Below are 12,327 nucleotides of genomic sequence, written 5' to 3' on the forward strand. Positions count from 1 at the left end.
GACAACGTTGTCTAAATCCAGTGGCAGGAGTGGCGACACGGCATGGAGCCCAGAACTCGCACCAGATCACGGTCCCGGAACCCCCGCCTCACAGCCGCCGCCCTGGCGGCTTCGTCGGCCTTGGTACTGGGCTCGTTGCCCTCGGTGGCACAGGCACTTCCCGGCCAAAGGGACACCCCCTCACAGGAGTTCACCACCTCCTTCGAAAGCGACGAAACCCAGCCCACCTGGCGCAACACGGTGGAGGTCGGCGCGGACGGCACCAAGCGGACATCAGGGGTCGACGGCGCCTACGCCGCCGGAATACCGGGCAATGTCACCGACAAGGTGACGGAGCTGCGCGCGAGCGGCGAGCACGCGAGCGCGGGCGAGACCAAGGAGAACCTGGTCGACCTCCAGCCCGGCACGAAGTGGCTGGTCTTCGAGCCGACCGCCTGGATCGAGTTCGACCTCGACGCGCCGGTCAAGGTGGTGACCTACGCGCTGACTTCGGCGAACGACGCCGCCGAGCGCGACCCCCGCGACTGGACGCTCCAGGGCTCGGCGGACGGCAAGGAGTGGAAGGTCCTCGACACCCGGAAGGACCAGACCTTCGCCAAGCGCTTCGAGACCAGGACGTTCGACTTCGCGAACGACACGCCGTACGCCCACTACCGCCTGGAGATCACCAAGAACGGCGGCGCGGGTCTCACCCAGCTGGCCGACGTTCAGTTCTCGAACGGGGACACCTCGGCCCCCGTCCCCGAGGAGATGCGCAGCCATGTCGACCGCGGCCCGGGCGGCTCCCCGACCGCCAAGGCCAACGCCGGATTCACCGGCAAGCGGGCGCTGCGCTACGCCGGTACGCACAAGGCCGACGGCCGGGCGTACTCGTACAACAAGATCTTCGACGTGGACACCCGGATCGCCGGGGACACCGAACTGTCGTACCGCGTCTTCCCGTCCCTGCCCGAGACGGACCTCGCCTACCCCGCCACGAACGTGTCGGTGGACCTGGCCTTCACGGACGGCACCTATCTGAGTGATCTGCGGGCCACCGACTCCCACGGCGGGCTCCTGACCCCGCAGGGACAGGGCGCCGCCAAGCGGCTCTACGTCAACCAGTGGAACCAGGTGTCCTCCCGGATCGGCGCGGTCGCCGCCGGGAAGACCGTGGACCGGATCCTGGTGGCGTACGACTCCCCCAAGGGCCCGGCGAAGTTCCAGGGCTGGATCGACGACATCGCCCTGAAGTCCAAGGCCCCGGAGAAGCGTCTCGACCGGCTCTCCGACTACGCCTCCACGACCCGCGGCACGAACTCCAGCGGTTCGTTCTCCCGTGGCAACACCTTCCCCGCGACCGCCGTCCCGCACGGCTTCAACTTCTGGACGCCGGTCACGAACTCGGCCTCCAAGAGCTGGCTGTACGAGTACGCGCGCGGCAACAACGCGGACAACCTGCCCACCGTGCAGGCCTTCGCCGCGAGCCATGAGCCGAGTCCCTGGATGGGCGACCGGCAGACCTTCCAGGTGATGCCGTCGGCCGCCGCGGGCACCCCGGCGACCGGCCGGGTCGAGCGGGCGCTCGCCTTCCGCCACGAGAAGGAGACGGCGCGGCCGCATCTGTACGGCGTCACCTTCGAGAACGGCCTGAAGGCCGAGATCACCCCGACGGACCACGCGGCGATGATGCGCTTCACCTATCCGGGTGAGGACGCGAGCGTGATCTTCGACAACGTCACCGAGGAGGGCGGGCTGACCCTCGATCCGGCGACGAGCTCCTTCACCGGCTTCTCCGACGTCAAGAGCGGACTTTCGACCGGCGCCACCCGGATGTTCGTGTACGGCGTCTTCGACGCGCCGGTCACCGGCTCCGCCGCGCAGGGGGTCAAGGGCCACCTCCGCTTCGACGCGGGCACCGACCGCACGGTGACGCTGCGTCTTGCCACCTCACTGATCTCCGTCGACCAGGCGAAGGCCAACCTCGCCGACGAGATCCCGGCCGGCACCCGCTTCGAGACGGTGCGGGAGCGGGCGCAGGACGCCTGGGACGAGACCCTGGGCCGGGTGGAGGTCGAGGGCGCGAACCACGACCAGCTGGTCACGCTCTACTCCAGCCTCTACCGGCTCTACCTCTACCCCAACTCCGGTTTCGAGAAGGTCGGCGGGAAGAACCGGTACGCCAGCCCGTTCTCCCCCATGACCGGTCCGGACAGCCCCACCCACACCGGCGCGAAGATCGTCGACGGGAAGGTGTACGTCAACAACGGCTTCTGGGACACCTACCGCACGACCTGGCCCGCCTACTCCTTCCTCACCCCGAACAAGGCCGGTGAGCTGGTCGACGGCTTCGTGCAGCAGTACAAGGACGGCGGCTGGATCTCCCGCTGGTCCTCCCCCGGCTACGCCGACCTCATGACCGGGACCTCCTCGGACGTCGCGTTCGCCGACGCGTACGTCAAGGGCGTGGACTTCGACGCCGAGGCGGCGTACGAGGCGGCGCTCAAGAACGCGACGGTCGTGCCGCCGAGCCGGGGCGTGGGCCGCAAGGGCATGGAGACCTCCCCCTTCCTCGGCTACGCGTCGACCGAGACGCACGAGGGCCTGTCCTGGTCCCTGGAGGGCTACCTCAACGACTACGGCATCGCGAAGATGGCGCAGGCGCTGCACAAGAAGACCGGCAAGAAGCGGTACCAGGAGGAGGCCGCGTACTTCCTCTCCCGAGCACAGAGTTACGTCTCCCTCTTCGACGCGAAGGCCGGCTTCTTCCAGGGCCGTGACCTGAAGGGCGACTGGCGGGTGCCCTCGGCGCAGTACGACCCGAGGATCTGGGGCTACGACTACACCGAGACCAACGGCTGGGGCTATGCCTTCACGGCCCCGCAGGACTCGCGGGGACTGGCTCGGCTGTACGGCGGCCGGTCGAAGCTGGGCGAGAAGCTGGACACCTACTTCTCCACCCCGGAGACCGCGAGCCCGGAGTTCGTCGGCTCCTACGGCAGCGTCATCCACGAGATGACCGAGGCCCGGGACGTCCGGATGGGCATGTACGGGCACTCCAACCAGGTCGCCCACCACGTCCCGTACATGTACAACGCGGCCGGGCAGCCCTGGAAGACGCAGGAGAAGGTCCGGGAGGTGCTCTCCCGGCTGTACACCGGCAGCGAGATCGGTCAGGGCTACCACGGCGACGAGGACAACGGCGAGCAGTCCGCCTGGTACCTCTTCTCCGCGCTCGGCTTCTATCCGCTGGTGATGGGCAGCGGGGAGTACGCGATCGGCTCGCCGCTCTTCACCAAGGCGACGCTCCACCTGGACAACGGCCGCACGCTCGTCGTCGAGGCGCCCCGCAACAGCGCGAAGAACCTGTACGTGCAGGGCGTGAAGGTCAACGGCGTCCACTGGAACTCCACCGCGCTCCCGCACGACCTGCTGGCCAAGGGCGGCACGCTGAAGTTCGAGATGGGCCCGAGGCCCTCGGCGTGGGGCACGGGCGCGAAGGCCGGCCCGGTCTCCATCACCCCGGAGGGCGGGGCGCCGTCGCCGCGCACGGACGCGATCACCGGGACCGGCCCGCTCTTCGACGACACCTCGGCCACGTCGGCCGCGTTCACGTCGCTCGAGCTGCCGGTCGCAGCGAAGACGCGGGCGGTGCAGTACACGCTCACGTCGGACACGAAGGGCGCGGCCCCGGCCGGCTGGGTGCTCCAGGGTTCGGCGGACGGCACCACGTGGACCGATGTGGACCGGCGGTCGGGTGAGGCGTTCGCCTGGGACCGGCAGACCCGGGTGTTCACGGTGGCCGCACCGGGTGCGTACGCGAAGTACCGCCTGGTCGCCGCCGGTACGACGGGCGGCACGCTCGCCGAGGTCGAACTGCTCCGCTGACAAGGCGGCCGCGCATGCGGAAGGGCCCGCACCCCGTCCGGGGTGCGGGCCCTTCCGTTCGGCTGCTAGCCGCGACTGTGCTTAGCCACGAATGAGGTTCCGCAGCACGTACTGCATGATGCCGCCGTTGCGGTAGTAGTCCGCCTCACCGGGGGTGTCGATGCGGACGACCGCGTCGAACTCGACACCGGTGTCGGTGCTGACCTTGACCGTGCGCGGCGTGACGCCGTTGTTCAGCTCGGTCACGCCGGTGAAGGAGAAGGTCTCCTCGCCGGTCAGGCCGAGGGACGCGGCCGAGGCGCCCTCCGGGAACTGCAGGGGCAGGACGCCCATGCCGATGAGGTTCGAGCGGTGGATGCGCTCGTACGACTCGGCGATGACGGCCTTGACGCCGAGCAGCGCGGTGCCCTTGGCGGCCCAGTCGCGGGACGAGCCGGAGCCGTACTCCTTGCCCGCCAGGATCGCGAGCGGGGTGCCCTGCTCGATGTAGTTGCGGGAGGCGTCGTAGATGAACGACACCGGACCGCCGTCCTGGGTGAAGTCGCGGGTGTAGCCGCCCTCGGTGCCCGGCGCGATCTGGTTGCGCAGGCGGATGTTGGCGAACGTGCCGCGGATCATGACCTCGTGGTTGCCTCGGCGCGAGCCGTAGGAGTTGAAGTCACGACGCTCCACACCGTGCTCGGTGAGGTACTTGCCGGCCGGGGTGTCGGCCTTGATCGCACCGGCCGGGGAGATGTGGTCGGTGGTGACCGAGTCGCCCAGCTTGGCAAGGACGCGCGCGCCGACGATGTCGGTGACCGGGGTGGTCTCCATCGTCATGCCCTCGAAGTAAGGGGGCTTGCGGACGTAGGTGGACTCGGTGTCCCACTCGAAGGTGTTGCCGGTGGGGATCGGCAGCGCCTGCCACTGGGCGTCACCCGCGAAGACGTCCTGGTAGGACTTGTTGAACATGTCCTCGCCGATGGCGTTGGCGACGACGTCGTTCACCTCGGCCTCGGACGGCCAGATGTCCTTGAGGAAGACCGGGTTGCCCTCGGTGTCGATGCCGAGCGCGTCCTTGGTGATGTCCACCTTCATGGAGCCCGCGAGGGCGTACGCGACGACCAGCGGCGGGGAGGCCAGGTAGTTCATCTTGACGTCGGGGTTGATACGGCCCTCGAAGTTCCGGTTGCCGGAGAGGACCGAGGTGACCGCGAGGTCGTGCTCGTTGACGGCCTTGGAGACCTCCTCCGGCAGCGGGCCGGAGTTGCCGATGCAGGTGGTGCAGCCGTAGCCGACGAGGTTGAAGCCGACCTTGTCGAGGTACGGGGTCAGGCCCGCCTTGTCGAAGTAGTCGGTGACGACCTTCGAGCCCGGGGCGAGGGTGGTCTTGACCCACGGCTTGCGGGTCAGGCCCTTCTCCACGGCCTTCTTCGCGACGAGCGCGGCGGCGACCATCACGTACGGGTTCGAGGTGTTGGTGCAGGAGGTGATCGCGGCGACGGTGACGGCGCCGTGGTCGATCTCGTACGTCGAGCCGTCGGGGGCCGTGACGGTGACCGGCTTCGACGGGCCGCCGTTGGGGTGGTTCGCCGGGGCGTCGGAGGCCGGGAAGGACTCCTTGCCCGCCTCGTCCACCTCGTCCACGTAGTTGCGGACGTCCTGGGCGAACTGCTGGGCGGCGTTGGCCAGGACGATGCGGTCCTGCGGACGCTTCGGGCCGGCGATGGAGGGGACGACCGTGGAGAGGTCGAGCTCCAGCTTCTCGGAGAAGTCGGGCTCGGCGGACGGGTCCAGCCAGAGGCCCTGCTCCTTGGCGTACGCCTCGACGAGCGCGACCTGCTGCTCGGAGCGGCCGGTGAGCTTGAGGTACTTCAGGGTCTCGTCGTCGATCGGGAAGATCGCGGCGGTGGAGCCGAACTCCGGCGACATGTTGCCGATGGTGGCGCGGTTGGCGAGGGAGGTGGCGGCCACGCCCTCACCGTAGAACTCGACGAACTTGCCGACGACGCCGTGCTTGCGCAGCATCTCGGTGATCGTGAGGACGAGGTCGGTGGCGGTGGTGCCGGCCGGGAGCTCACCGGTCAGCTTGAAGCCGACGACGCGCGGGATGAGCATGGAGACCGGCTGGCCGAGCATCGCGGCCTCGGCCTCGATGCCGCCGACGCCCCAGCCGAGCACACCGAGGCCGTTGACCATGGTGGTGTGGGAGTCGGTGCCGACGAGGGTGTCGGGGTACGCCTGGCCACCCCGGACCATGACCGTACGGGCCAGGTGCTCGATGTTCACCTGGTGGACGATGCCGGTGCCGGGCGGGACGACCTTGAACTCGTCGAAGGCGGTCTGGCCCCAGCGCAGGAACTGGTAGCGCTCCTTGTTGCGGCCGTACTCCAGCTCGACGTTCTGGCCGAAGGCGTCCTTCGTACCGAACTTGTCGGCGATGACGGAGTGGTCGATGACCAGCTCGGCCGGGGCCAGCGGGTTGATCTTCGCCGGGTCGCCGCCGAGCTCCTTGACGGCCTCGCGCATGGTGGCGAGGTCGACGACGCAGGGCACACCGGTGAAGTCCTGCATGATCACGCGGGCCGGCGTGAACTGGATCTCCTGGCTCGGCTGAGCCTGCGAGTCCCAGTTGCCCAGGGCGCGGATGTGGTCGGCGGTGATGTTCGCGCCGTCCTCGGTACGGAGGAGGTTCTCCAGAAGGACCTTCAGGCTGTAGGGAAGGCGCGCGGAGCCCTCGACCTTGTCCAGCTTGAAGATCTCGTACGACTCGTCGCCCACGCGCAGCGTGCTGCGGGCGTCGAAGCTGTTCGCCGACACGACAGTCTCCTTCATCAATGTGCGCGATTACCGCGCAGCGACAATATGCGGCTGCCGCCGCGTGGTGCCGCCCGACTCCCCGCCGATCCGCTAAGGTAAGACTTAGTTAGGTAACCCTTACCGGGTGGGCGGCCGCGGTGCGCCGTAAGCAGTTATCTCGATGTCGAGATAACTCTAGTGCATCACCGCGGCTCGGTCATGCCCGGCATGGCTGTGACGGGCATCATCCTGATGACCGTCCGGTCAGCCCTGCCACACTCCCGTCGCGGCGGTTGTCCGCACATAGTCGGTGAAGTCGCGGGGTTCCCGGCCGAGCGCGCGCCGGACACCGTCGCCGAGCCGGGCGAAACGACCCTCCCGGATCCAGCCGTAGAGCATGTTCAGCAGCTCCACGTGCTCCTCCGACACCCCCTGCCGCGCGCCGTAGGCCGCGAAGTCGGCCGGCGAGACGGCGCGGTGGGCGATGTCGCGGCCCGTGGCGCGGGCGATCTCGTCGACCGCGTCGGCCATGCTCAGCAGCCGCGGCCCGGACAGCGCGTACGACTGCTCGTCATGGCCGTCCTCGGTCAGGGCCGCCACGGCGACATCGGCGATGTCCTCGACGTCGAGCCATGGCTCGACGCCCTCGCCTGTCGAGCTCACGACATCGCCGTCGAGGATCTGGCGGAGGAAGAAGGGGTCCTCGCTGAAGTTCTGCGAGAACCAGGCGGGCTTCAGGATCGTCCACCGCGCGCCGGACTCCCGCACCGCCCGCTCACAGGGAAGCTTCTCCTCCCCTTCCGGCGCCACCCAGTCGCTGTGGGACAGGAGCACCAGGCGCTCGACGCCCAGGGAGGCGGCGAGCTTCGCGAAGGCGCGCATCGACGTCCCGGCGTCGGCCTGCTGCGAGTCGACCAGGTAGGCGGCGCCGGCGCCGGCGAGGACCGGCTCCCAGGTGCTCTCATCGTTCCAGTCGAAGCGGATCGGCCCCTTGCGGGAGACGGCACGGACCTCGTGACCGCGCTGCCGGAGCCGGGGGGCGACGCGGCTCCCGGTCTTGCCGGTGCTGCCGAGGACCAGGATCGGCTTGGGCGTGTTCGTCGCCGTATTCGTCGTCGTATTCGTCGTCTTGATCGTCATGGGAACAGTCAAACCGTGAGCCGGTGAGGCGCGGAATGGCCTGTCCGCTCATTTCGATGTCTCAGCGTCTAATCTCGTTCCCATGGATGCATTGGGGAGCCTGCTGTACGAGGTGCGATCCGACGGAGCCCTGTTCAGCCGGAACATCCTGGCGCCGCCGTGGTCGGTCCGCTTCGCCGACCGCAGGCCGCTCAACCTGGTCACGTTGCTGCGCGGCTCGGGCTGGGTCGTGCCGGGCGGCACGGAAGCGCCGGTCGCGCTCGGCCCCGGCGATGTGGCCATCGTCGTCGGATCGGAGCCCTTCTCCGTCGCCGACACCGCCGAGGCGGAGACGCCGCCGCTGTACGTGCTGGAAGGCCCCTACCGCTGCACCACGGCCGACGGCGAGGAGATCAGCGAGGACATCGTGCTGGGCCTGCGCACCTGCGGGAACAGCCTGGACGGCCCGACCGTGCTGCTCACCGGCAGCTACCAGGTCGGCGGCCGCGTCTCCGAGCGTCTGCTGAGCGCGCTCCCCCGGGTGCTCGTGGTGCGCCAGGACGGGCAGCCCGGCCCGATCCTGGACCTCACCGCCGCGGAGGTCGGCCGGGACGACCCCGGACAGCAGGCCGTCCTGGACCGGCTTCTCGATCTGCTGCTGCTGTCGACGCTACGGGAGTGGTTCGCACGCCCGGAGGCCGATCCGCCCGGTTGGTACCGGGCGCTCGGCGACCCCGTCGCGGGCCGGGCGTTGCGACTGATCCACGACCGTCCCGCCCGCCCGTGGACCGTGACCGCGCTCGCCGAGGAGACCGGCGTGTCGCGGGCGACGTTCGCCCGCCGCTTCAGCGACCTGGTCGGCGAGCCGCCCATGACGTATCTGACCGGCTGGCGCCTCGCCCTCGCCGCCGACCTGCTGACGCGTACCGAGGCGACGGTGGAGTCGATCGCCCGACAGGTCGGCTACAGCAGCGCGTTCGGGCTGAGCGTGGCGTTCCACCGGGTGTACGGAACGCGCCCGAGTCAGCATCGCGCGGCGGCCAGAGCGGACGGACAGGGCCACATGACACCAAAGGCCCCATAGCGCCTATATGGGGCAAGACTTGGCAGTCGAGGCCCCCGTACGGCCGCGGACGAATGGCCGCGGCCGCACACCGGACCGAGGATCGAACCATGTTCAGCGGCGCGCATGTGATTCTCTACACCCCGGACGCGGACGCCGACCGGGCCTTCATGAAGGACATCGTGGGCTTCGACCACGTCGACGCGGGCGACGGCTGGCTCATCTTCGCGCTGCCACCGGCGGAGCTCGCCGTGCACCCCACCGCGGGCGAGCCGAAGCACGAGTTCTACCTGATGTGCGAGGACATCACCCGCACGCTGACCACCCTGGAGGATCGCGGGGCCGAGATCTCACGGCCCATCAGCGATCAGGGCTGGGGACTGCTGGCCGCCGTACGGATGCCGAGCGGGGCCGAACTGCCGCTCTATGAACCGCGTCACCCCACGGCGCACAGTCCGTCACCCTGACGGCCCACCCCCTCGCGAGCACCATCTCATATCTGAGATAACGTGACGCCATGGCAGACGACTACCTCGTACGCATCGGCAAGCTCATCCGTGACGCGCGCCAGCACCGCGGCTGGACCCAGACGCAGCTCGCGGAGGCCCTGGCCACCAGTCAGAGCGCCGTCAACCGGATCGAACGCGGCAACCAGAACATCAGCCTTGAGATGATCGCACGCATCGGCGAAGCACTCGACAGCGAAATCGTGTCTCTCGGTTACGCCGGCCCCATGCATCTGCGGGTCGTCGGCCGCCGTCGGCTCTCCGGGGCCATCGACGTCAAGACGAGCAAGAACGCCTGTGTCGCGCTGCTCTGCGCCACGCTCCTCAACAAGGGCCGCACGGTCCTGCGCCGGGTCGCCCGGATCGAGGAGGTCTTCCGCCTGCTCGAGGTGCTCAACTCCATCGGGGTGCGCACCCGCTGGATCAACGACGGCGTCGACCTGGAGATCGTGCCGCCGGCCGAGCTGGACGTGGACTCGATCGACGCCGAGGCGGCGATCCGGACGCGCTCGATCATCATGTTCCTCGGCCCGCTGCTGCACCGCCTCGACCGCTTCAAGCTCCCGTACGCCGGCGGCTGCGACCTCGGTACGCGCACGATCGAGCCGCACATGATCGCGCTGCGCCGCTTCGGCCTGGACATCACCGCCACCGAGGGCCTCTACCACGCGGTGGTCGAACCGTCCGTCGTCCCCGACCGCCCGATCGTGCTGACCGAGCGCGGCGACACCGTGACCGAGAACGCGCTGCTGGCCGCGGCCCGCCACGACGGCGTGACCGTCATCCGCAACGCCTCCTCCAACTACATGGTCCAGGACCTGTGCTTCTTCCTGGAGGCCCTGGGCGTACGGGTCGAAGGCGTCGGCACCACCACGCTGACGGTGCACGGCGTGCCGCAGATCGACGTGGACGTGGACTACTCCCCCTCCGAGGACCCGGTCGAGGCGATGAGCCTGCTGGCCGCGGCCGTGGTCACCGAGTCGGAGCTGACGATCCGCCGGGTCCCGATCGAGTTCATGGAGATCGAGCTCGCGGTCCTGGAAGAGATGGGCCTCGACCACGACCGCTCGCCGGAGTACGCGGCGGACAACGGCCGTACGCGCCTGGTCGACCTGACGGTCCGGCCCTCCAAGCTGGAGGCGCCGATCGACAAGATCCACCCGATGCCGTTCCCCGGCCTCAACATCGACAACGTGCCGTTCTTCGCGGCCATCGCGGCGACGGCCCAGGGCAAGACCCTGATCCACGACTGGGTCTACGACAACCGGGCGATCTACCTCACCGACCTCAACCGCCTCGGCGGCCGCCTCCAACTCCTCGACCCCCACCGCGTCCTGGTCGAGGGCCCGACCCGCTGGCGCGCCGCCGAAATGATGTGCCCGCCGGCCCTGCGCCCGGCCGTGGTCGTCCTCCTGGCGATGATGGCGGCGGAGGGCACGTCGGTCCTGCGGAACGTGTACGTCATCAACCGGGGGTACGAGGACCTCGCGGAGCGCCTGAACTCGGTGGGCGCGCAGATCGAGATCTTCCGCGACATCTGAGAGTCGGCCGCGCCCGCGGCGTGCGCGGGCGCGGCTTTTCGTCGTACGGGAGCCTGACGGGTCAGGCCGTGTGCGGATCGGCCCTGTGCGGGTCAGGCCCTGTGCGGGTCAGGCCGTGTGCAGGGTCAGGCCGTAGCGGCCCAGGATCTCGTTGACCGGCTGGAACCAGGTGTTGCCGCCCGAGGAGCAGTTGCCCCAGCCGCCCGAGGTCACGCCCTGGGCCTGGTCGCCGGTGATGAAGGAGCCGCCCGAGTCGCCTCCTTCGGCGCAGACGTCCGTCCTGGTCATCTGGTGCACCGCGCCCTGGCTGTAGTTGACGGTCTCGTTCTTGCCGAGCACCGTCCCGCAGTGCCAGTGCGTCGTGGAACCCGAGCGGCAGACGGAGGTGCCGACCGGGGCCTCCCAGGAGCCGCGGACCAGGCGGTCCGAGGTCTGCCCCCAGCCCAGCACGACCGGTACCGTCCACCAGCCGTGGCCGGTGCTCACCCAGGCCATGTCGTCCCCGGGGAACGACGAGCCCTGGAACGTGCCCATGTCGGATCCGTCCCAGCCACGCACGAAGGTGCCGGGTGTGCCGCAGTGGCCGGCGGTGACGAAGCCGCCGTGCACCGAGAAGCCGATGGAGCAGCGGTACTGGTGCGTGTAGTACGGGTCTCCGCCGACGGTCCCGGCGGCGAAGGTGGTCGGGGACGCGTCGACGGTGTCGACCCGTACGGGGCCGGCGGCGCGGGCGCGGGCGAGGAACGCCGTGACGTCGGCGGCGTCGAGCCGGTCGGCCGCGACCTGGACGACGACCTCGTTGGCCTTGACGTCGACGTGCCAACTCCCCACTGCGGCCGGGGCCTTCAGGCGGTCGATGCGCTGCTTGACCGCGTCGAGCCGGGCGGCGGAGTGGGTGACGACCCGGGTGGCGGCGCCGGTCGCGCGGACGGCGTCGGCCTTCTCGGGGCTGGTCACGGCGACGGTCAGCCGGCCGCTTTCCGCGTCGAACCAGGTCCCGGCGAAGGCGGCGCCGGCGGCGCGCTCCGCCCTGGGCTGGAGGCCGAACGCCGCCTTCTCCTGGGCGAGTCGTGTGCGTGCCTGCCGCTCCGTCAGGCCCAGGTCCCGCTGCATGGCGGCGATGAGGCCGGACGAGGCCTGTGGGTCGGGGTCGGTCGCCGCGGTGGCGGTCGACGGGGCGAGTGCGGCGCCGCCCCAGGTGGCGAGCAGGAGGAGGGCGGAGAGAGCGGTGCGTAATCCTGTTCTGCTGGTGCGTCTCACGGTCGTGAACCCTTCTGCTGTTCCTGTGGTGGAGGGGGAACATCAGGTGCGTGTGGTGCCTGCCGAGCAACGTACTGAGAGCGCTCTCAGAGCGTAGAGGTCGGAGCGACCGCTGCACAGGGGTCCGCTACGGGTTGATCCGGCCGACGGCCCACTCGGTCGTCGCCGAGCCGTCCCCCCGAGGGGGGACGGC

General features: G+C 69.6%; 7 protein-coding genes. 4 read left to right on the forward strand and 3 right to left on the reverse strand.

What is annotated here, in order from left to right:
* Positions 1 to 42 precede the first annotated feature (42 nt).
* Positions 43 to 3,867: a GH92 family glycosyl hydrolase gene (locus tag ACFV9D_RS29795; RefSeq protein ID WP_385152891.1), complete on the forward strand. Its 3,825-nt coding sequence runs from the start codon at positions 43 to 45 to the stop codon at positions 3,865 to 3,867.
* A gap of 81 nt (positions 3,868 to 3,948) precedes the next feature.
* On the opposite strand, the gene acnA is transcribed toward ACFV9D_RS29795, so the two are convergent.
* Together acnA and ACFV9D_RS29805 are read right to left on the reverse strand one after the other, a co-directional pair.
* The gene (acnA, locus tag ACFV9D_RS29800; protein ID WP_385152894.1) at positions 3,949 to 6,666 is read right to left on the reverse strand and encodes an aconitate hydratase AcnA; all 2,718 of its coding nucleotides are present in this window, start codon (positions 6,664 to 6,666) and stop codon (positions 3,949 to 3,951) included.
* A gap of 243 nt (positions 6,667 to 6,909) precedes the next feature.
* A complete protein-coding gene (locus ACFV9D_RS29805) occupies positions 6,910 to 7,785 on the reverse strand; it encodes an NAD(P)H-binding protein (protein ID WP_385152897.1) in 876 nt (291 codons plus the stop codon).
* A gap of 82 nt (positions 7,786 to 7,867) precedes the next feature.
* Between ACFV9D_RS29805 and ACFV9D_RS29810 the strand changes: the two genes are divergently transcribed.
* From ACFV9D_RS29810 to ACFV9D_RS29820, 3 genes are all read left to right on the forward strand, one after another.
* A complete protein-coding gene (locus ACFV9D_RS29810; RefSeq protein WP_385152900.1) occupies positions 7,868 to 8,848 on the forward strand; it encodes a cupin domain-containing protein in 981 nt (326 codons plus the stop codon).
* An 89-nt stretch (positions 8,849 to 8,937) separates the two neighbouring features.
* A complete protein-coding gene (locus ACFV9D_RS29815) occupies positions 8,938 to 9,294 on the forward strand; it encodes a VOC family protein (RefSeq protein ID WP_385152903.1) in 357 nt (118 codons plus the stop codon).
* Positions 9,295 to 9,344: 50 nt separating this feature from the next.
* Positions 9,345 to 10,874 carry a helix-turn-helix domain-containing protein gene (locus ACFV9D_RS29820; RefSeq protein WP_385152906.1) on the forward strand — a complete coding sequence of 510 codons (1,530 nt, stop codon included), beginning with the start codon at positions 9,345 to 9,347 and terminating at the stop codon, positions 10,872 to 10,874.
* A gap of 108 nt (positions 10,875 to 10,982) precedes the next feature.
* On the opposite strand, the gene ACFV9D_RS29825 is transcribed toward ACFV9D_RS29820, so the two are convergent.
* Positions 10,983 to 12,134, reverse strand: coding sequence for a S1 family peptidase (locus ACFV9D_RS29825; RefSeq protein ID WP_385152909.1), 1,152 nt, complete (start codon positions 12,132 to 12,134; stop codon positions 10,983 to 10,985).
* Positions 12,135 to 12,327 lie beyond the last annotated feature (193 nt).

It is taken from the genome of Streptomyces sp. NPDC059875, assembly GCF_042731085.1.
Taxonomy (GTDB): Bacteria; Actinomycetota; Actinomycetes; order Streptomycetales; family Streptomycetaceae; genus Streptomyces.